16 protein-coding genes are annotated in these 20,003 nt (G+C 72.5%); 8 read left to right on the top strand and 8 right to left on the bottom strand.

The features are described from left to right. Positions 1-462 precede the first annotated feature (462 nt). The gene (locus MET2598_RS0109105; RefSeq protein ID WP_018260610.1) at positions 463-1,641 is read right to left on the bottom strand and encodes a Hint domain-containing protein; all 1,179 of its coding nucleotides are present in this window, start codon (positions 1,639-1,641) and stop codon (positions 463-465) included. Between the two features lie 3 nt (positions 1,642-1,644). On the opposite strand from MET2598_RS0109105, the gene MET2598_RS42680 reads away from it, so the two are divergent. Next, on the top strand, positions 1,645-1,836 hold the full coding sequence (locus MET2598_RS42680) for a hypothetical protein (RefSeq protein WP_018260609.1): 192 nt from the start codon (positions 1,645-1,647) through the stop codon (positions 1,834-1,836). Positions 1,837-2,351: 515 nt separating this feature from the next. Beyond that, positions 2,352-3,509, top strand: a complete 1,158-nt coding sequence (locus MET2598_RS0109100) for a YncE family protein (protein WP_018260608.1) — start codon at positions 2,352-2,354, stop codon at positions 3,507-3,509. A gap of 30 nt (positions 3,510-3,539) precedes the next feature. On the opposite strand, the gene MET2598_RS40870 is transcribed toward MET2598_RS0109100, so the two are convergent. The 5 genes from MET2598_RS40870 to MET2598_RS0109070 all read right to left on the bottom strand — a co-directional run bounded on the left by MET2598_RS40870 (position 3,540) and on the right by MET2598_RS0109070 (position 7,773). Then, positions 3,540-3,770 (bottom strand): hypothetical protein, encoded by a 231-nt coding sequence (locus MET2598_RS40870; RefSeq protein WP_157182109.1) that lies wholly within the window; start codon positions 3,768-3,770, stop codon positions 3,540-3,542. Between the two features lie 101 nt (positions 3,771-3,871). Then, positions 3,872-4,159, bottom strand: a complete 288-nt coding sequence (locus MET2598_RS0109090) for a YARHG domain-containing protein (RefSeq protein ID WP_018260607.1) — start codon at positions 4,157-4,159, stop codon at positions 3,872-3,874. 608 nt (positions 4,160-4,767) lie between these two features. Next, entirely contained in the window at positions 4,768-5,001 is a 234-nt protein-coding gene (locus MET2598_RS0109080) for a GcrA family cell cycle regulator (protein ID WP_012332750.1), read from the bottom strand. A 208-nt stretch (positions 5,002-5,209) separates the two neighbouring features. After that, on the bottom strand, positions 5,210-6,568 hold the full coding sequence (locus MET2598_RS0109075) for a hybrid sensor histidine kinase/response regulator (protein WP_018260605.1): 1,359 nt from the start codon (positions 6,566-6,568) through the stop codon (positions 5,210-5,212). Then, positions 6,565-7,773, bottom strand: coding sequence for an FIST N-terminal domain-containing protein (locus tag MET2598_RS0109070; protein WP_018260604.1), 1,209 nt, complete (start codon positions 7,771-7,773; stop codon positions 6,565-6,567). The genes MET2598_RS0109075 and MET2598_RS0109070 overlap by 4 nt, the downstream gene beginning before the upstream one ends. A gap of 566 nt (positions 7,774-8,339) precedes the next feature. On the opposite strand from MET2598_RS0109070, the gene MET2598_RS0109065 reads away from it, so the two are divergent. The 5 genes from MET2598_RS0109065 to MET2598_RS0109045 all read left to right on the top strand — a co-directional run bounded on the left by MET2598_RS0109065 (position 8,340) and on the right by MET2598_RS0109045 (position 15,321). Then, positions 8,340-9,095 carry a response regulator gene (locus tag MET2598_RS0109065; RefSeq protein ID WP_012332753.1) on the top strand — a complete coding sequence of 252 codons (756 nt, stop codon included), beginning with the start codon at positions 8,340-8,342 and terminating at the stop codon, positions 9,093-9,095. A 187-nt stretch (positions 9,096-9,282) separates the two neighbouring features. Then, positions 9,283-11,346: a carbon starvation CstA family protein gene (locus MET2598_RS0109060; protein WP_012332754.1), complete on the top strand. Its 2,064-nt coding sequence runs from the start codon at positions 9,283-9,285 to the stop codon at positions 11,344-11,346. A 7-nt stretch (positions 11,347-11,353) separates the two neighbouring features. After that, positions 11,354-11,578 (top strand): YbdD/YjiX family protein, encoded by a 225-nt coding sequence (locus MET2598_RS0109055; protein ID WP_012332755.1) that lies wholly within the window; start codon positions 11,354-11,356, stop codon positions 11,576-11,578. A 348-nt stretch (positions 11,579-11,926) separates the two neighbouring features. Beyond that, complete coding sequence (locus tag MET2598_RS0109050; RefSeq protein WP_012332756.1) at positions 11,927-12,862, top strand: DMT family transporter; 936 nt, start codon at positions 11,927-11,929, stop codon at positions 12,860-12,862. Between the two features lie 65 nt (positions 12,863-12,927). Beyond that, complete coding sequence (locus MET2598_RS0109045) at positions 12,928-15,321, top strand: Tex family protein (protein WP_018260602.1); 2,394 nt, start codon at positions 12,928-12,930, stop codon at positions 15,319-15,321. A gap of 348 nt (positions 15,322-15,669) precedes the next feature. On the opposite strand, the gene MET2598_RS0109040 is transcribed toward MET2598_RS0109045, so the two are convergent. Both MET2598_RS0109040 and MET2598_RS0109035 read right to left on the bottom strand, forming a co-directional pair. Continuing rightward, positions 15,670-15,957 carry a hypothetical protein gene (locus tag MET2598_RS0109040; protein WP_012332758.1) on the bottom strand — a complete coding sequence of 96 codons (288 nt, stop codon included), beginning with the start codon at positions 15,955-15,957 and terminating at the stop codon, positions 15,670-15,672. 310 nt (positions 15,958-16,267) lie between these two features. Further along, positions 16,268-16,711, bottom strand: coding sequence for a phasin (locus MET2598_RS0109035; protein WP_012332759.1), 444 nt, complete (start codon positions 16,709-16,711; stop codon positions 16,268-16,270). Positions 16,712-16,949: 238 nt separating this feature from the next. On the opposite strand from MET2598_RS0109035, the gene MET2598_RS0109030 reads away from it, so the two are divergent. Then, the gene (locus MET2598_RS0109030; RefSeq protein WP_026190609.1) at positions 16,950-19,952 is read left to right on the top strand and encodes a PAS domain-containing sensor histidine kinase; all 3,003 of its coding nucleotides are present in this window, start codon (positions 16,950-16,952) and stop codon (positions 19,950-19,952) included. Positions 19,953-20,003 lie beyond the last annotated feature (51 nt).

Raw genomic sequence — 20,003 nt, 5'->3', positions numbered from 1 at the left:
AAGGCGTGCCGCCAAAGGGCCGGCCTACGGCTCGACCGCATCGAGCGTTGACGTCAGGCGGTGTGAGAGGACGCGGCAGCGGTCAAGTCCGCACCCGAGCGCTGCAGTTCGTCTACTTTCGCTGTCTTCATGTAGTACACATGTGGGTAGGCGCTCAAAGCGAAAAGCTAATCATCTGAAGGTAAAGGTGAATTTTCCTCAGAAGGGCGGAATCCGCCTCCGCCAAACACTCTCGCGCCCGCGAGGCGTTCGGCATCTCCCGGGAGGTCGCCCGCGGGCTGCGGGGGGCGGGCGATCCGGGCGACGCTCGACCCCGGCCCGCCTCTCCCGACGGCCGGAGGGGGGACGACGCCAGCGACGAACCGGGACCGAGCAACGGCTTTCCCGCTCCCGGGCAGGCCCGAGAGCGGGAGGGATGCACCGGCAACCCGGGCCGCCGGTGTCGGTCGACTCTCTCCGCGGTTACGCGGCGCTCGCGACCAGGGTCAGGGTCCGGCCGATGCGGGTCGGCTGGATCGCTTCCCGCGCGGAAGCGGGCGCCTGCCAGCGCGGCAGCGGCGCGCAGGCCAACTCCACCCGCAGGAACACCGTGTCGGTCAGGCCGGCCAGCAGCTCGGCCGGCAGCCGCGCCCGGCCGGAGGTCCAGCGCCAGCGCCGCGCCGCACCGGCCTCCTCCGGAGCGTGGAAGCCCTCGCCCAGGCGCGGATCGTCGAGCGCCACGATGCGCGGCTCGCCCAGGCCGTCGTCCAGCGTCAGGCCGACCACCGACAGACCGAGCACCCGCTCGTCGCCGCTCTCGCCGACGTGACGCGGCACGCTCGTGGGGCTCACCAGCCACACCTCGCGCGCGGAGGCGGGCAGCATGAACCGGGCCGTCAGGTCCCGCACGGCCGGCCGCACGATCTCACCGTCCACCTCCAGGTGAACCTCTGCCCACGCCTCCGAGGCGGCCATCTGCCAGCCGATGGCCTCGGCGTGCCGCTGCATCCGGGCGCGCACGGCCTCCACCACGGGACCGCCGTCGTGGAACGGCCGGCAGTAGCCGTCATGGCTGCGCACGGGCGCGTCGGGCAGGGCGGAGGCGGCCGCGTCGAGGAAGAAGCCGCGGTTGCCCATCTCCAGGTAGCTCTCGGCGGGCTGGCCGTTGGCGATGAGGATATCGTGGCTGTCGAGCTCGACGTGCCAGTAGGTGACCTCCTCGACCTCCTCCTGAGTGACGGTGCTGCCGTTGACGAGGGCGGAGGCGGGGATGAGCACCTCGCCGAGCAGGTCGAGGCAGATGGCGTGAGCGGGCGAGACGAGCAGGTCCTGGGCCGGCTTGCCGGGGCCGAAAGCATCCTTGCGGATGCGGATGGGGCGGGCGGCCGCCGGATTGGCGTGGCTGCGGCAATCCAGGGCGCTGTGGCCGATCCACTTGATGGGGCGGTGCTCGCCCGACGCGGTGACGACGAGGTCCCCGACGCGAAGGTTCTCGACCGCCACGTCGCCGTCGACGGTGCGAAGCAGCGTGCCGGTGCAGTAGCACGGCACTTGGTAGTCACCGAGACTCGTCTCGCCGAACGTGATGTTGTCGCCTACCGTCAGCGGGACGTTCGACGCGAGGAGCCCAAATCCAGTCCCATCCGCGTTCTCGGTGAACACGATATGATTCGGATCATCGAGATTCGTGGCATAGACAGTGATGACCGCAGTCGGATCGGCTTGATTCGTGAAAGTTACTGGATCTCCAGGATTATTCACGGTTCCGTTTACGAAGTAGTCGGCATCGCCAAGCTGTTGAACGTTGAAGATGGAATTGTTGACTCCGTCATTGTCGCCACCAAGATAAGCGGCTAGATAAGAGCTATTATTGAACACAACTGGCGTAGGCATTGGGAACCCGCCCTCCCGATTGCTTGGTTCGGCTCGCGCCGATCGACAAAATTCATGGATATACATACACCAGTACGTTTACAAGTGCTTCTCTGCAACACTGGCGTGCAAACATCGTCGGCTCAAACGGTTCCCTGTTGATGAATGCAGCGCAGGGATTGGCGCGGCGGGCGAGGTCTCACAGGGAAGGAGATCGCGCACGGCCAGATCGCGTCCTGCCGATCGCGCGGGGGCGGCGAGGCGACCGGGTGCGACGGACGTGGGCGGCGAGATCTGGAGCCCCACTGTCGCTGACGAAGCCCGCCCCCCAGGGAGGGGCGCAAGCCGCCTCCGTCGCCTTGCCCCGTGACCGAGCTTCGCGCGGGCGGATCGGTCGCCGTCGGTGCTGAAAATGGTGTGGCCGCGCGCACGTCCCGGGCTACAGTGCCGCTTCGGAGCGCGGCGAAGAACGACCGCGCCCCCCCGGGGGGATCACCATCATGGGCATGCGTCTTCGCGCGTTCGCGTTCCTGTCCGCCGCGACACTGGCCGCCACGCCCCTGCGAGCGGAACTCGCCGTGTCGGCCAATGACGGCCACACGGTGCTCACCGACGCGGGCGCCCAGGTCCCGGCGACGCCGCCGGTGCCGGACAGCGTCACGGTGCTCGACCTCTCGGCCTCCCCGCCGAGGATCGTCGGCGAGGTGCAGGCGCCGGCCAGCGTCGTGGGTCCGCCGCAATCGGTGGCCGTCGCCCCGAACGAGACCTTCGCGATCGTCACCAGCGCCACGCGCGTGGACCCGAACGACGCCGCCAGGATCGTGCCGGACGACCGCGTCACCGTGATCGATCTCACCAGCACGCCGCCCAGGGTGAGGGCCTCCCTGACCGCCGGGAAGGGGGCGGCGGGCGTCTCGATCAACCGCGAGGGCACCCTGGCGCTCGTGGCGAACCGGACGGAGGGCACCCTCTCGGTCTTCAAGATCGCGGGTGGCGAGGTCAGCCCCGCCGGGAAGGTCGATCTCGGCAACGACAAGGCCGGGCCGAGCCACGTCGTGTTCTCCCGCGACGGGCGCGAGGCCTATGTCACGCGCGACGGCGACAACAAGGTCTCGGTCCTCGCCGTGGAGGGAAGCCGCGTCACCTACGCGAAACGGGATTTCACCGCGGGCGTGCGCCCTTACGGAATCGAGATCACCCCGTCCGGGGACGTGGCGCTCGTCGCCAATGTCGGGCAATCGTCCGGGGACCACGACACGGTGAGCGTCATCGACCTGCGGGCCAAGCCGGCGCGCGTCGTCAACACCGTGACGGTCGGGCCGACGCCGGAGGGGATCCGCCTCTCCGCGGACGGGCGCCACGCCGCCCTGGTGATCGAGAACGGCAGCAACCTCGCCAAGGCGTCGCCCTTCTTCAACGACAAGGGCGTGCTGCGGATCTACGCGGTGAGCGGCACGGACCTGAGGAAGGTGGCCGAGGCCCCGATCGGGCGCTGGTGCCAGGGAGCGGTCTGGACCAGGGACGGCCGGACGGTGCTCGTCCAGTGCATGGTGGATCGGCGCATCGAGGTGTTCCGGTTCGACGGCGAGGCGCTGAGCGCCCAGGCGCCGGTCGCCCTCGGCGCCGGCGGCGCGGGGTTCCGGACCGCCGAGCCCTGAGCCCGGCGCGGGAGCCGCGCGGCTCCCGCGTCACAGCACCGCGAAGGCGAGGCGCAGCACGCTCCAGCCGACGAAGCCCAGCCATGCTAGGCTGAGAGGAATGCCGAGCATCAGCGTCAGCACCATGGCGGCGCGGCGGATCCGATCCGGCATCGGCGATGCGGGCTCGAATCGGGACGGCTCGGTGTCGTTCTGGACCACGGCGGCAGGCTCCTCGATCTGGTCACGCCATGGTCGCAAGAGCGGCACCACGCCGTTCACACCAAATCCGCTCGATCCCTTCGGGATGTCGGATTCGGGCTTCGCTCAAGCGCCGCGCGGGCGCGTGATCCGGGATCCGCCGCGGTCAACCGGATCCCGGATCAGGGGGTGCAGCCGAGGACGGATTCCGTGCGGCGGATCGCCGTCACCGCCTCGCGCTGACCAGCCGAGAGCGGCACCTGGCGCTCGTCGTCGTAGAGGCAGCCGGCATTGCCGAAGGCGCGGATCCCGCGGGGCGTGCGGAAGCAGTAGCCCGCTTCCTTGAAGATGCGGTTGCGCTGGTACCAGAGTTCCTCGCAGCCCTGGGCGAAGGCCTGGACGGGCGACAGTGCGGCCGCGCAGGCCAGTCCGGCCAGTGCGAGGGTGGGCAGCATCGAGCGGTGAGCCATGGGGTCGGACCTCCCTGCGCCGCCGAGCGGCGCGGCGGGTCGAGGATGCCCCGCGGCGCTGGCGGCGCTATGCGCGGGCGCACCTCGCGCAGAACAGATGTCGCATCAGACTCCCGGATTCCAGTCGAAACGCAGCCGTCCACAGATATGGAGAGTTTCAACGCGGGACAGATTCGTCTATGCGGTGTTTCCGCGGCCGCGCACGGCGCGGCGGGAGGCCCCTTCACTTGGCGACTCGTCACGTCACGCGGTGCCGGTTCGCCGTGGAGCTGATCTGCGCGGCGGCGATTCTCGCCCTCGCGGGCCCGTCGGCAGCGCGCGCCCAGGCCCGGTGGGTCGATCCGCCGGCGCGCTCGCTGCTGCCCGCCCAGCCGGTCCGCTCCTCGCGGAGGATTCCCCCGCTGCCCGCGGTCGGCCCACCGGCGATCACACGGGTCGCGGCGGGCCCGACCCGCGCGCGGCGCCCGGCTGCCCGATCCCTCCGGCCGTGGCTGGCCGCCGCGCGGCCGCCGCTGCGACGCGCCGGCCTCGTCCTGCGGACTCTCTACCCGACGATCGGCAGCGCCGACGCGCCGCGGCGGCCCTGACGGCCGCTCCGGGGGGCGCCCTCAGCGCAGCCGGCCCGGCCGGGCCGGCTCGAACACGATCCGGCGGTGGAAGGCGCACCAGCTCTTGCCGTCCTGCACCGGGGCCCCGCAGCAGATGGCGCGGTCGTTCGGCTCGCCGATGATGAACTTGCACACGAACGCGCCCGACTGCGCGAACGGAACCCGGAGCTCCGGAGAGGGCTCCTCGACGGTCTCGGCAGGGAAGAGATGCGACATGCGCACGAGTTGGTTCATCGGTGACTGACTCACGGGCCTCCACTCGGTCCAGGTGAGGACGGCGGGCCGGTTCGAGAAGTGAAGCGGCACGCCGCCCGTGGAACCCGTGGCGGCACGGGTCGCAGGGACAGCGCGATTCGCCCAATTTGGAGAGCATGATGCGGGAAAGCAAGTCCCGCCCCCCTTGAGGCGCCGCGGGGCACGCCTGCGTCGCGCGCGGGGCCGGTCAAGATTTGCTCAGGAGATGCGCCAGCAGCGCGCGCAGCTGACCGGGCTTGATCGGCTTGTGGATCAGCTCGCAGCCTGCCGCACGGACATGGGCCTCGACCTCCGGCGAGTGGTCGGCGGTCGTCACGACGGCCGGGATGTCGCCGCCATGCACGGTGCGAAGCCACGTCACCGTGTCGAGGCCGCAGGCTCCGCCGTCGAGGTGGTAATCCGCGATGATCACGTCCGGGCTCCAGGTGGAGCCGGTGAGCCGGATCAGGCTGAGATGGTCGCGGGCCGCCAGCGCGTGCGCGTCCCAGTTCTGGAACAGCCGGGCGAGCGCCTCCAGCGCCGCCCGGTCGTTCTCGATCACGGCGATGCGCGCCCCCGTGAGGCTCGTCGGCAGGGCGAGGGGCTGGGCCGGCCGGGGCGCCTCGGCCTGGGCGCGCGGCAGGATCAGGGTGAAGCGGGACCCGTGGCCGACCCGGGAGACGAGGCTCAGCCGGTGGCCGAGCGCCTCGGCGGACCGGCGCACGATGGAGAGGCCGAGTCCGAGCGCGATCTCCCCGTCGACGCTCTCGCGCCCGCCCCGGTGGAACTCCTCGAAGATCAGCTCCCGGTCCGCCTCCGGGATGCCCGCGCCCGAATCGATCACGTCGACGCGCACGTCCCCGCCGCGCGGCCGGGCCGCGACCAGGACGCCACCCGTGCGGGTGTAGCGGATCCCGTTCGAGACCAGGTTCTGGATGATCCGCTGCAGCAGCACGAGATCGCTCGACACCCAGAGGTCGCCCGGGCGCACGCTGAGCCGCAGCCCCTTGCGGGCCGCGAGCGGGCCGAAGCTCGCCTCGACGCTCGCGAACACGTCCGCGAGCTTCAGGCTGCGCGGCTGCGGCTGGATCAGCCCGGCATCGAGCTTGGAGATGTCGAGGAGCGTCTTGATCAGGTCCTCGATCGTCTGGAGCCCGCGCTCGACCTGGCCGACGATCGCGAGCGCCTCCGCCCCCACCGGCATGTCGCCGAGGGCCGAGAGCGACAGCCGCGCCGCGTTGAGGGGCTGGAGCAGGTCGTGGCTCGCCGCGGTCAGGAAGCGGGTCTTCGAGCGGTTGGCCCGCTCCGCCTCCTCCTTGGCGGCGATCAGCGCCTGGTTCGAGCGTTCGAGGCTGCGCATCAGCGCCGTCAGCTCCTCGGTCCTGGCGCGCACCTGCCCCTCGAGGGTGATGGCGGTCTGGAACAGCGAGTAGGCGGTGCCCTGCTGGTCCATCGAGCGCTCGACCTGGGACATCAGGGCCGCGTTGATGCGCTCCAGCTTAGCGATGCGGCGGTGCAGCGCGGCCACCTCCTCGGCGGGTGCGGCCTCCATCGTCTCGGTCCTCATCGGGCGATCCCCATGGCGCCTCCCGCGGGGCCGGATGGCACCGCCCGCGGCGCCGGCTGCCGCCCGATCGCGATGCCCGTGAAGGTCTGGTTCAGGTGCATGGAGCGAAACTGCTCGCCGTAGGTTTCGAAACCGACGACATTGTACTGGCGGTACAGGTCCGAGATGCAATGCCGGACCTGATGCAACTCGGCATCGAGGCGGCGCAGGACGCATTCGAATCCGATCACGAGGTCGAGGCCGCCGAGCCGCGCGTCGAGGCGCGCCAGTTCCTCGCGGGTGGCGGCCACGATGTCCTTCTGCCGCGCCAGGGTGAGGACGACCCCCTCGTCGAGCGCGCACAGGAAGCTCAGCGACCCGTCCGGGTTGAGGTGACGGATCGAGCGGCAGAAATAGTCGCCGCCGATCCGCACCACCAGGGGATTGGCCGCGAAGTCGGTCGCGGTCAGGGATTCGAGCGGCAGGCCGAGGGCCCGCGCGTACTCGGCCGCCGCGGGCTCGGCGTTGAGTTCGCGCACGGCCCGCCGCTCGCGGTCCGTCTCGGTGACCACGAACTTCGCGCCGGTCGGCTCGAAATTGTGGTTCTTGAAGATCTCGATCGGGAAGTCGGTCTCGATCAGGAGCAGGATCGCCGCCCCGCGATGCACCGCGCCGTCGTGGATCAGGGCGGTGTCCCGGAAGGTGAGGTCGTCGCCGGCCGATCCGCCCACCAGCGGCACGCCGTCGAGGCCGGTCGAGACCGCCGAGATCACCGCCTCCTCGGCGTTGGTCAGGCCGTCGATGAGCGAGAGGGCGAAGCGCTGCCCCCCGGTCCCGATCGCGTCGAGCTCCGCCCGCAGCGCGCGCAGGGCCGAGGCCGCGCGCTCCGCGTCGAGGTGGCCGATCTCCGGCAGCAGCACCGAGGCGACCCGGAACCCGGCCCGCGGGAAGGCCACCGCCACGAGCCCGCGGTCGAGGCCGCCCGTCGGGCTGATCTCCCCCGACGAGGTGCAGCCGGAGACGCGCAGGCCCGGGAAGTGTCGCGCCAGGGCGCCGGCCACCGCCCCGGCCCCGTAGGCGGGCGAGAAGAAGGTCACCAAGTGCCCGATCGGCTCGCGCTGCAGGGCGTCCGCGAACGCCGCCACCGCCGCTTCCGCCTCGGATTCATCGGTCCAGGCCGTCTGAATGCCGCAAAGGTGCGAGCAGGCGCGCGTGCCCTGCGCCACGGCGTGTCTCCCAGGCCCGCCGCCGGAACGCCGCGGCGGGGCGGGCTCGATTATGGCGATTGCTGGGAGAAGAGGCAAATGCGGCAGGGTGCGCAGGCGCAGCCGGTGCGGCGACTGCGCCTGCGCTGGGGAACGGGGCGGCGATCGCCCCCGCGATCGGCAGGCGCGCCGGAAAGGCGCCCCCGCCATGATGCCCACCCCGGTTCCCGCCTGCTTCGCGGCGACGTTTCCTCCGACCGCTGAAGGTCAGAACGATACGTCCGGCCCCCGCGCGGCCACCATTGGACCAAGGTGCAGGGGCACAGTCGTCGCCGCGTTGCACCCTAATCGTCATACCAAAGCACAGTGTCGCCAGTTCTCCCAGCGTGATACTGGTTGCGAATACGAATAAGGGTTGTAGTTCACAAGTATTATTTGCTCACCGGCGGGACTGGCCCGGTGCCGCGCCGAACCGGTGGACGAATGCCCGTCGGCGCGCCCCGGGGCCGGGCCGGCGAGCGGCCGGTCCGGCGCGGCGCGCCGGGGCGGCGTTCTGCGGCGCGGTGATCGAGGGAAGTTGCGGTCCGATGGTGGCATTGACCAGTACGGGCAACCAAGTGTCTCCTGCCGAGGGGAGGCCTCCGGACGCGGTGCCGGCGCCCACGGAGAAGGGGTCGGACATGCACCTGATGATCGTCGATGATCACCCGCTCTTCCGCGAGGCGCTGACGAGCGCGGTGCGGCTGGCCTTCCCGGCCGCCGCCGTGGAGGAGGCGGACGGGATCGAGGCGGCCTGCGCGGCGCTCTCGCGGCTGCGCTCGGTGGACCTGACCCTGCTCGACCTGTCCATGCGCGGCGTCAACGGCTTCGACGGCCTGCTGGCGATCCGCACGCGCTTCCCCCGCATCCCGATCCTGGTCGTGTCCGGCATGGACGATCCGCGCATCGTCCGCGAGGCGCTGAGCCACGGCGCCGCCGGCTTCGTGCCCAAGGCGGCCGGCAAGGCGGTGCTCACCCGGGCGATCACGGACGTGCTGAACGGCGCGATCTTCGTGCCGGACGGCGTGGGCGCGCAGGAGGGCGAGGCGCCCCGCGGCGGCAAGCCGCCCATCGCCCAGCGCATCGCCGAACTCACGCCCCAGCAGGTCCGCGTGCTGCTGATGATCCGCCAGGGCAAGCTCAACAAGCAGATCGCCCACGAACTCGGCGTCGGCGATTCCACCGTGAAGGCCCACGTCTCCGAGATCCTGCGCAAGCTCGGCGTGATCAGCCGCACGCAGATCGTCATCGAGACCGCCAACCTCGACTACGACCACATCATGTCGGAGAGTTCGGCCGGGTGATCGGACGGGCTCCTGCCGCAAGGGAGCCGGCGATCGCCGAGCGGTGCCGTCCGCGGAGGGGCTCGCGGGTGCGCGCGCGGCTCACACCGCGCGCGCCCGGGGCCTATCCGAAAGTCTAAGAGCGGCTATGATCCCGGGTGACTAAACGGCCGGTCGAACCGACCGCCCCCTCGGGAGAAACGCCAGCATGACAGCCATCCAGAAGCACGGGCCATGGGCCCTCGTCGGCGCGCTCGGCGCCGCCGCGCTCGCCCTCGTCGCCACGCAGCGCGGCGAGACCGTCAACGCCCTCTGGATCGTCGTCGCGGCCGTCTCGGTCTACCTGATCGCCTATCGCTACTACTCGCTCTTCATCGCCGAGCGGGTGATGCGGCTCGACCCGACCCGCGAGACCCCGGCCGTGCGCCACAACGACGGTCTCGACTACGTCCCGACCGACAAGTACGTGCTGTTCGGCCATCATTTCGCGGCGATCGCCGGGGCCGGGCCGCTGGTCGGGCCGGTCCTCGCCGCCCAGATGGGCTACCTGCCGGGCCTGCTCTGGATCCTGGCCGGCGTGGTGCTGGCCGGCGCCGTGCAGGACTTCATGGTCCTGTTCGTCTCGATGCGCCGCGACGGCCGCTCGCTCGGCGAACTGATCCGCTCGGAACTCGGCACGATCCCGGGCGTCGTGGCGCTGTTCGGCGCCTTCCTGATCATGGTGATCATCCTGGCGGTGCTCGCGCTCATCGTCGTCAAGGCGCTGGCCGAGAGCCCCTGGGGCACCTTCACGGTGATGGCGACGATCCCGATCGCGCTCCTGATGGGCGTCTACTCGCGCTGGATCCGGCCCGGCAAGATCGGCGAGGTCTCGCTGATCGGCTTCGTGCTGCTGATGCTCGCCATCGTGTACGGCCAGACCGTCGCGGCCGATCCGACCCTGTCGCGCCTGTTCACCTTCACGGGCACCCAGCTGTGCTGGATGCTGATCGGCTACGGCTTCGTCGCCTCGATCCTGCCGGTCTGGCTGCTGCTCGCCCCGCGCGACTACCTCTCGACCTTCCTCAAGATCGGCACGATCGCCGCGCTCGCGCTCGGCATCCTCGTCCTCGCCCCGCACCTGCAGATGCCGGCGGTGACGAAGTTCGTGGACGGCACCGGCCCGGTCTGGTCCGGCTCGCTCTTCCCCTTCCTGTTCATCACCATCGCGTGCGGGGCGGTCTCGGGCTTCCACAGCCTGATCTCGTCCGGCACGACGCCGAAGCTGATCGACAACGAGATCAACGCCCGCTTCATCGGCTACGGCGGCATGCTGATGGAGTCCTTCGTGGCCGTGATGGCGCTGGTCTCGGCGAGCGTCATCGATCCGGGCGTCTACTTCACCATGAACTCGCCCGCGGCCGTCGTCGGCACCACGCCGGAGACCGCCGCGGCGGCCGTCACCAAGATGGGCTTCGCGATCACCCCGGAGGCGATCCAGCAGACCGCCGCGGACGTGGGCGAGCACACGGTGATCTCCCGCGCCGGCGGCGCCCCGACGCTGGCGGTGGGCATGGCCCACATCATCTCCAACGTCGTCGGCGGCAAGGCCATGATGGCGTTCTGGTACCACTTCGCCATCCTGTTCGAGGCCCTGTTCATCCTCACCGCGGTCGATGCCGGCACGCGGGCGGGGCGGTTCATGCTGCAGGACCTGATCGGCGTCGCGGTGCCGGCCTTCAAGGACACCGCCTCCTGGGGGCCGAGCATCGTGGCGACCGCCCTCTGCGTCGCCTTCTGGGGCTTCTTCCTCTACCAGGGCGTCACCGACCCGCTCGGGGGCGTGAACACCCTGTGGCCGCTCTTCGGCATCTCGAACCAGATGCTGGCCGCCATCGCGCTCACCCTGTGCACGGTGGTGATCTTCAAGATGAAGCGCGAGCGCTACGCCATCGTGACGATCCTGCCGACCCTCTGGCTCGTCGCCTGCACGCTCACGGCGGGCCTGCAGAAGGTGTTCTCGGCCGATCCGCGGGTCGGCTTCCTGGCCCATGCCGACCGCTACGCCTCGGCCGCGGCGGAGGGGAAGGTCCTGGCACCCGCGAAGTCGCTCGATCAGATGAGCCAGATCGTCTTCAACGACCGCATCGACGCCGTGCTGGCGATGCTGTTCGTGGCCGTGGTGGTGGCGATCGTCGCCTTCGGGGTGAAGTCCTGCGTCGCGGCCTACCGGGCCTCGACCTGGACCGCCCTCGAGAGCGACCCGCGCGCCGTCCCGGCCCCGGCGGAGTGAGGCGGCCATGGCGCTTCCGTCGGAGCCCCTGCGCGAGCGCTGGGCGGCCCTCACCCGCTGCGTCTGCGACGGCGCGCGGCTGATGGTCGGCCAGGGCAATTACGACGCCTACCTGGCCCATATGCGCAGGACGCACCCGGACCAGGAGCCGATGAACCCGACGGAGTTCTTCCGCGACCGCCAGAACGCCCGCTTCGGCGTCGGCGGCCGCGGCGGGTTCCGCTGCTGCTGAGGACTCGGGGGGGGCGGCCCTCGGCCCTCCGCCCGGCCTCGCCCCGCCGCCGGCGCCCGGATCTCCCGCCCGAGGAGGTCCGCGGGCCGGCGGAACCGCAGGATCCGCCGTCGTCCGCCAATGCAGACGCGTCTTCGCCTGCGGGGCGGGCCGCGACCGCCGCCCATGATCAATCCGGCGCCCCCGTCACACCGGTCATCGCCGCGCCCCGCTGTGGTCACGATCGGGTAAATCCGGACTTAACCAGGGCTGAGCGGACAGCATGGCCGTGCCGCGGGATCGGCACGGCTCGATTCGGCCAAGCAATGCTAAGTTGATCGGAGTGTCGCTCCCGCCCGCTGCAGTCCCGTGGCCACGCTCGCCCCTTCCCTCCCCGCCGTTCTCCCGTCGCGCCCCACCCTGCCCCGCATCGGCGAGCAGCCGCTGCGCGGGATCGGGCTCGTCGTCCTGTCCACCATCTTCCTGTCGAGCTCCGACGCGATCGCCAAGTACCTCTCGGGATCGCTGCCGGCGCTGGAGATCGCGTGGCTGCGCTACGTGGGCTTCGTCGGGGTGATGCTGGCGGCGGCGCTGCTCACGCGGCGGCGCGGGCGCTCACCTCTCCGCAGCGCGCGGCCTGGGCTGCAGGTGCTGCGCGGCCTCGCCCTCGTCGGCTCGGCCCTGCTGTTCCTCTCGGGCCTGCGCTACCTGCCGGTGGCGGAGGCGACCGCGATCAGCTTCGTGTCCCCGATCTTCGTCACCGCCCTGTCGATCCCGCTGCTCGGGGAGACGATCGGCGTCCGGCGCTGGATCGCCGCCCTGGTCGGCCTCGTCGGGGTGCTGATCATCCTGCGGCCGGGCACCAGCGCCTTCCAGCTCGCCGCCCTGCTCCCGGTCGCCTCCTCGCTGTTCTGGGCCCTCGCCCTGGTCGCCACCCGCAAGATCAACGGCTACGACGCGCCGCAGACCACGATGACGTGGTCGGCGCTGGTCGGCTTCGCCGTCCTGACCTGCCTCGTGCCCTTCGCCTGGGTGGCGCCGAACCTCGACGAGATCGCGATCGGCGCGGCGGTCGGCCTGATCTCGACCACCGGCCACTGGATCGTGACGACCGCCTACCGGCACGCGCCGGCCTCGACGCTGGTGCCGTTCTCCTACACGCAGATCGTCTGGGCGGCCCTGATCGGCGCCCTCGCCTTCGGGTCGCGGCCCGACGCCTTCGTGGGCGCCGGCGTCCTTGTGATCGCCGCGAGCGGCCTCTACACCGCCCACCGCGAGCGGCTCAGGGGAGCCCGGGGGGCCTGATCCCCCGGCGGGGACGCGACGCGGCCCCGCCGCCCCGCCCCCGCTCGCCCGGATCGTGTGAGGACATGGCGAGCATCACCCAGCGCATCGCGGCCGAGCTCGGCGCGCAGGAATGGCAGGTCAAGGCGGCGGTCGACCTCCTCGACGGCGGCGCCACCGTCCCGTTCGTCGCCCGCTACCGCAAGGAGGCGACCGGAACTCTCGACGACGCGCAGTTGCGCACCCTGGAGGAGCGGCTGCGCTACCTGCGCGAGCTGGAGGAGCGCCGCCGGGCGATCCTCGACGGGATCGAGGCCCAGGGCAAACTCGACGAGGCCCTGCGCCGCCAGATCCTGGCGGCCGAGACCAAGGCCCGGCTCGAGGACCTCTACCTTCCCTACAAGCCCAAGCGGCGCACCAGGGCGCAGATCGCCCGCGAGGCCGGGCTCGGCCCGCTGGCGGAGGCGCTCCTCGCCGATCCGCGCCGCGGGCCGCGCGAGGCCGCCGCCCCCTTCGCGGACGCGCAGAAGGGTGTCGCCAGCCCGGAGGCCGCGCTGGAGGGAGCCCGCGCCATCCTGATCGAGCGCTTCGCCGAGGATGCCGAGCTGGTCGGCGCCCTGCGCGAGACCTTCTGGAAGGAGGGGCGCCTCGTCTCCACCCTGCGCGCGGGCAAGGCCGAGGCGGGCGCGAAATTCGCCGATTACTTCGCCTTCTCGGAGCCGCTGACCCGCCTCCCCTCCCACCGGGTGCTGGCGCTGTTCCGCGGCGAGAAGGAGGAGGTGCTCGACCTGCGCCTCGACGAGACGCCCGCCGGGACCGAGCCCGGCGCGCCGAGCCGCTACGAGGGCCGCATCGCCCTGCGCCACGGCATCCGCGACGAGGGCCGCCCCGGCGACCGCTGGCTGGCCGAGACGGTGCGCGCGGCATGGCGCACGAAGCTCAGGCTCTCGATCGAGCTCGACCTGCGGGCGCGCCTGTGGGAGGCGGCCGAGAGCGAGGCCGTGCGGGTCTTCGCCGGCAACCTGCGCGACCTGCTCCTGGCGGCCCCCGCGGGCGCGCGCCCGACGCTCGGGCTCGATCCGGGCTACCGGACGGGGGTCAAGGTCGCGGTGGTGGACGGAACCGGCAAGGTCGTGGCCACGGACACGATCTACCCGCACGAGCCGCGCCGCGACTGGGACCGCGCCGTCGCGACCCTGGCGCGCCTCTGCCGCCAGCACCGGGTCGAGCTCGTGGCGATCGGCAACGGCACCGCCTCGCGCGAGACCGACCGGCTCGCCGGGGAGCTGATCCGCCTGCACCCGGACCTCGGCCTCACCAAGGTGATGGTGTCGGAGGCCGGCGCCTCGGTCTACTCGGCCTCCGCCTATGCGAGCCAGGAATTGCCGGACCTCGACGTGTCGCTGCGCGGGGCGGTCTCGATCGCCCGGCGGCTGCAGGATCCCCTGGCCGAACTGGTGAAGATCGAGCCGCGCTCGATCGGCGTCGGCCAGTACCAGCACGACCTCGCGGAGGGGAAGCTGTCGCGCTCCCTCGACGCGGTGGTGGAGGATTGCGTGAACGGCGTCGGAGTCGACGTCAACACCGCCTCGGCCCCGCTGCTGGCGCGGGTCTCGGGGCTGAGCGAGCGGGTGGCGCAGGCCATCGTCGTGCACCGCGACGCGCACGGGCCCTTCCGCAGCCGCACCGCCCTGAAGAAGGTGGCGGGTCTCGGGCCCAAGGCCTTCGAGCTCTCGGCGGGCTTCCTGCGCATCACCGGCGGCGACGACCCGCTCGACGCCTCGGGCGTGCACCCGGAGGCCTACCCGGTGGTGCGCAGGATCCTGCAGGCGACGAAGAGCGACATCCGGGCGGTGATCGGCAACGGATCGGTGCTGCGGAGCCTCGATCCGCGGGCCTTCACGGACGCGACCTTCGGGCTGCCGACGGTCACCGACATCCTGGCCGAGCTGGAGAAGCCCGGCCGCGACCCGCGCCCGAGCTTCCGCACCGCGAGCTTCCAGGAGGGCGTCGAGACGATCGGCGACCTCAAGCCCGGGATGCTGCTGGAAGGGGTGGTGACCAACGTCGCGGCCTTCGGGGCCTTCGTGGACGTGGGCGTCCACCAGGACGGGCTCGTGCACATCTCGGCCCTGTCGAACAGCTTCGTCAGGGATCCGCGGGCGGTGGTGAAGCCCGGGGACGTCGTGCGGGTGAAGGTTCTCGACGTCGACGTGCCGCGCAAGCGGATCTCGCTGACGATGCGCCTCGACGATGCCCCGCAGGCCCGGCCGGGCCGGGACGGCGCCCGGCGGGAGCCCGCGCCGAACCCTCCGCGCGCGGAGGCCAAGCCGCCGCGCGCGGAGACCAAGCCGCCGCGCGCGGAGACCAAGCCGCCGCGCGCCGATACAAAGCCGCCGCGCGGGGAGACCGAGCCGGCCGGCGACGGCGCCCTCGCCGAGGCGCTGCGCCGGGCGGGGCTCGACCGGCCGCGGCGGTAGGACGGAATCGGGTGCCGGGCCGCCGGCGGGCCCTCGCGGGCGACCGGGCCGGGACCTGTTCATCGGCGCAGATCGGAGCGAGGGCGTCGCGCCGGGCGGCGGTCCCGACCGGCATGCCGATGTCGCGCGTGCGCCGGGGGCCGTTCTCGTCTTCCCGGGTCGCGACGCCTTCCGCGCCGCGAGCCGGGAACGCGCACCCTCACATGCCACACCCGCCTGATCCCTTCGGGATGGCGGGTCTGCGCTTCGCTCACGGGCCGCGTGATCCGGGATCCGCTGTGATCAACCGAATCCCGGATCAGGCCGGGTCACCCGGTTCGCCGACAGGATCCGAACCGGGGCGATTCTTCAGGGGACGACGCGGCCCGGCGCCGGCGGCTGGGGCGGCGAGAAGGGCGCGATCGGCACGTCGCAGAAGCAGCGCGCGCCGAGCGGGCGGGGACCGGGCATCGGGCAGGAATAGGGCTGCGGGCCGGACAGGCCGCGCTGGACCGCGTCGCAATTGTACCCGACGGCGCGTCGGGAGGGCGGCGGGGGCGCATCGTAGCCGTAGGCCGGCTGGGCCGCGGCCGGCGCGGCGAGTCCCGCGGCGAGCAGGGCCGCCGACGCGAGGAGGGCGCGAACGAACCGTCGCATCACTGCGTGTCTCCGTCAGGATGGGCGCGCCCCGCGGCACGGGACGGCAGGGCCGGCATCGGTAGCGGAACCGGGTCGTGGCGGCAACGCGCCGGGACGCGCCGGCGGGCCACGATGCTCGGCGCGAGGGCGATCTGGGGGATCCGACGTCGCGCAGGAATCGGGAGCGACCCCTTCCCCGGGAGCCACCCGCGCCCGATGCGCGCGCGGCCGCGCCCCTCCCGGGACACGGCCGCTCGGCAACGCCTGTTCACACTGGTTCGGGCATCGCTGCCCGTGCGGCGCGCCGGGACGGCGCGACCGCGCCTCCTCAGGAGGCGTTGTGCGTCACGTCGTTGGTGGCGCTCTTCGCGGCGTCGACGCCCTGCTGCATCGCCGCCTTGGCATTCTCGGCGCTCTGCTGCATGGCCGACTGGGTCATGCTGCCGAACTCCTTGGCCTGCGACTGGATCGCCGCGAACTGGCTGCGGAGGAACTCGGCTTGGTGCTGCATCGCCTCCTGCACGTCGCGGGAGCGGACGAGCTTCTGGGCGAGGTCGAAGGCGGCATTCACGTTCTGCTCCGCGAAGGCGAAGCTGCGCGTCGACATGGTCTGCGCATTCGTCCGGGCCACTTCCGCCGAACCCTGGATCGTGTCGGCCGTCTTGCGGGCCGCGCTGATGAACGAGTCGAACGCCTTCCGGGCCTGGTCGACGCTCTTCTCCGCGAAGTCGCGCATCTCGGCCGGAATCTCGTAGTTCGGGGTGGTGTTCATGTTCGTCTCCTCACTGATGCTCTCTCTGGCACAGGCGTTGTGCACTGCACAATAGCACATTCGGCGCGGAATGCCAGTTTCCCGCAGGCCGTTAAGGTTAATGATGGTGTAACGCTCGACCTGCGCATTCCGTGCCCGTGCGCGGTCGTTTCATTTCCGTTAAATCGGTGCCGGACGCATGGTGGCGGAGCGGCGAATCGTTCGATCCGGCGTGAATCGGGCGGATTGGGGAGCGGCAGTGGACGAAGGGGCGCTGTTCGAGGCGAAGATCGCGGCGCTGACGGCTCTTCCGGCCCTGGCGCGGCTGACGGCCGGGCGCCCGATCGCGTGCCTGTTCCTCGATGAATCGGCCGAGCGCGTCCTGCATCATTCCCCTGCGGCAAAGGGTCTCCGCGACGCGATCGCCGATCCGCAGGGCCGGATCGACCGCGACCTCGACGTACCGCGCCAGCTGCGCGGGCTGCGCCACCTCGCGCCGGACGGGGAGAAGCCCCGCCTGTCGCGGCTGCGGATCGACCCGGGCGGGCTCGCCCCGCCCCTCGTCTGCGCCTGCTTGGTGGTGTCCCTGCCGGGCGACCGCCGCGCCCTCGCCCTGATCCCGACGGATCCGCTGCCGGCCCTGCGGCCGAGGCGGCGCCACGCGGTCCCCGCTCCCGCCCCGCCCTCCCCGCCGGTCTCCGGCACCGGCGCGGCGCCGATGCGCTTCCTCTGGCGCAGCGACGCGGAGGGCCGGATCGTCGAGGCGACCGAGGCGCTGACCGGCCTCGTCGGCCGCACGCCCCTCGGCCGGAGCTGGGCCGAGCTCCTGGCCGACACCGTGCAGGGGACGAGCGACGACCTCGCGGCGGCCCTCGCGGCGCGCCGGACCTTCCGCGCCCTCCCGGTCCTGTGGCGCTTCGACGGGACGGAACGAGGCGTGGCTGTCGACCTGTCCGGGGCGCCGCGCCTGGGCGAGGGCCGCGCCTTCGCGGGATTCAGCGGTTTCGGGGTGATTCGGCCCGACCGCGTCGCGCCGATGCCGCCCGCCCGCGCCGCGGCCCCGGCGAAGCCGAGCCTGCGCGAGCGCGCCGCCGCCGTGATCGCGATCGGGCGCGCAAGCGCCCCCGAGGAGCCGGGCCGGGCGGCGACGTGGGAGCCCCCGCCCGTGCCCGAACTGCCCGCCTTCGCCTCGCTGGCGGGCGCGACGCTGGCGGGCTTCGCCGGGATGATGGCCGCGACGCCGCTCAACGCCTTCGGGCTCGGCTGGCCCTTCTGCCTCGACGAGGAGGGCAGTGCGGAGCCGCCGACACGCAAGGACGCCGAGCCGGTGGCCGCAGCCGCCGCGCCGCGCGCCAGCGCCGAGCCGGTCGCCCAGGCGGCGCCCGAGCCAGTTGCCCGAGCGGCGCCCGAGCCCCCCCTCGCCCCGCCCGAGCCGGATGCGGCGCCCGCGCCCGGCCCGGAGACGAGGCCCGAACCCGCGGCGGGGGACGGCGAAGCGGGCCGGCGCCCCGAGGCGGCGGGCCGCGACGAGACCCCGGCGCCCGCCGCCGAACCGGCGCCGGAGGTGCCGCGCCCCCTCGCGCCCGGCCAGCTCTCTCTCAACGAGCACGCGGCGTTCCGCGAGATCGCCCGGATCCTCGGCGCGCGCTTCGCGGGCGACGCGCCGCAGGACGGGCCGTCCCCGGCGCGCGACGCGGAGGAGGCGCCGCGGCGCGCGGGGGCGGTGACGCCCTTCCCCGCCCTGGCCCTCGCCCGCGCGCCCGAGCGCGGCCCCTCCACCGCCGGCGAGGTGGCGCGCGTGCTCGACCGGCTCCCGATCGGCATCCTGGTCCACCGGGGAGAGGAGGTGTTGCTGGCCAACCGCGCCCTCCTGTGCCTCGCGGATTACGAGAGCGCCGAGGCGCTGACGGCGGCGGGGGGCGCGGGCAGCCTGTTCCGGGGCCGCGATCCGGCGAGCCTGGCCGTGGGCGAGGGCGATCCGGCCGGCGGGGCCGGTCATCCCGTCGTCCTGGCGACCCGCACCGGTGAGGCGCTGCCGGTGGCGGCCGTCCTCACGCCGGTCGAGTGGGGCGGCGCGCCCGCGAGTCTGCTGGCCCTGCGCCGGCTGCCGGAGGAGGACCCCGCCCGGCATCTCCGGGCGGCCGAGCTGGAGCGCGCCCGCCAGGAGGCGCGCCTGCGCGAGAGCGAGGCCGTCCTCGACGCGGTCACGGACGGGGTCGTCACCCTGGACGAGCGCGGCCGCGTGCTCGCCCTCAACAAGGGCGCCGCCGCCCTGTTCGGGCACGAGCCGCGCGAGGTGAGCGGCGAGGACCTGACGGTGCTGTTCGCCCAGGACGGCCGGCCCGCGATCCGCGCCGCCCTCGAACGGGCGCGGGCCGGGGAGCCGGCGAGCACCGAGGTGGCGGCGGAGGGCGGCGAGCCCATCCTGGCCCTCACCCTCGCGCCCCTAGCGCAGGAGGAGCCGCGCCGCTTCTCGGTGCTCCTGCGCGACGTCTCGGCGGCGCGGCGGACGGAGGCGGAGCTCCTGCGCGCCAAGCGCGCCGCCGAGGCGGCGAGCAGCCAGAAATCGGATTTCCTGGCCACCATCAGCCACGAGATCCGCACACCCCTCAACGCGATCCTGGGCTTCACCGAGGTGATGATGGAGGAGCAGTTCGGCCCGATCGGCAACGAGCGCTACCGGGATTACCTGCGGGACATCCGCAGCTCGGGCGAGCACGTGGTCAGCCTCGTCACCGACCTGCTCGACCTCGCCAAGATCGAGGCGGGCCACCTCGACCTCCACTTCACCGGGGTGGTGCTCAACGACCTCGTCGGGGCGAGCGTGTCGCTGATGCAGCCGCAGGCGGCGCGCCAGCGGGTGGTGGTGCGCACGAGCTTCGCGAACGGGCTGAGGCCGGTCCTCGGCGACCAGCGCTCCCTGCGCCAAGCGGCCCTCAACCTGATCGCCAACGCGATCAAGTTCACGGATGCGGGCGGTCAGGTGATCGTCTCGACGGCGATGACCGACCGCGGCGGCGTGGCGCTGCGGGTGCGCGACACCGGCATCGGCATGACGCCGGACGAGGTCGAGACGGCGCTCCAGCCGTTCCGGCAGGTCGCGACCGCGCAGAACCGGCGCGGCCGGGGCACCGGGCTCGGCCTGCCCCTTACCAAGGCCCTGGTCGAGGCGAACCGGGGCACCTTGCGGGTGTCGAGCCGCAAGCACGAGGGCACGCTGGTGGAGGTGCTGTTCCCGCCCGCCCGGGTGCTCGCGATCTGAGCTCTCCGCCCGCCTCGGCCCCTTCCCGTTCGCCGGATCGGCGCTAAACTT

The sequence above is a fragment of the Methylobacterium sp. WSM2598 genome, from assembly GCF_000379105.1.
GTDB lineage: Bacteria > Pseudomonadota > Alphaproteobacteria > Rhizobiales > Beijerinckiaceae > Methylobacterium.
This window is presented reverse-complemented; position numbering and strand designations above follow the sequence as displayed.

Excerpts from the sequence above, each read along its gene's own strand:
- MET2598_RS42680 (WP_018260609.1), top strand. The coding sequence starts at position 1,645 with ATGATTCGGATCATCGAGATTCGTGGCATAGACAGTGATGACCGCAGT.
- MET2598_RS0109100 (WP_018260608.1), top strand. The coding sequence starts at position 2,352 with ATGGGCATGCGTCTTCGCGCGTTCGCGTTCCTGTCCGCCGCGACACTG.
- MET2598_RS0109090 (WP_018260607.1), bottom strand. The coding sequence starts at position 4,159 with ATGGCTCACCGCTCGATGCTGCCCACCCTCGCACTGGCCGGACTGGCC.
- MET2598_RS0109080 (WP_012332750.1), bottom strand. The coding sequence starts at position 5,001 with ATGAACCAACTCGTGCGCATGTCGCATCTCTTCCCTGCCGAGACCGTC.
- MET2598_RS0109075 (WP_018260605.1), bottom strand. The coding sequence starts at position 6,568 with ATGAGGACCGAGACGATGGAGGCCGCACCCGCCGAGGAGGTGGCCGCG.
- MET2598_RS0109065 (WP_012332753.1), top strand. The coding sequence starts at position 8,340 with ATGGTGGCATTGACCAGTACGGGCAACCAAGTGTCTCCTGCCGAGGGG.
- MET2598_RS0109060 (WP_012332754.1), top strand. The coding sequence starts at position 9,283 with ATGACAGCCATCCAGAAGCACGGGCCATGGGCCCTCGTCGGCGCGCTC.
- MET2598_RS0109055 (WP_012332755.1), top strand. The coding sequence starts at position 11,354 with ATGGCGCTTCCGTCGGAGCCCCTGCGCGAGCGCTGGGCGGCCCTCACC.
- MET2598_RS0109045 (WP_018260602.1), top strand. The coding sequence starts at position 12,928 with ATGGCGAGCATCACCCAGCGCATCGCGGCCGAGCTCGGCGCGCAGGAA.
- MET2598_RS0109040 (WP_012332758.1), bottom strand. The coding sequence starts at position 15,957 with ATGCGACGGTTCGTTCGCGCCCTCCTCGCGTCGGCGGCCCTGCTCGCC.
- MET2598_RS0109035 (WP_012332759.1), bottom strand. The coding sequence starts at position 16,711 with ATGAACACCACCCCGAACTACGAGATTCCGGCCGAGATGCGCGACTTC.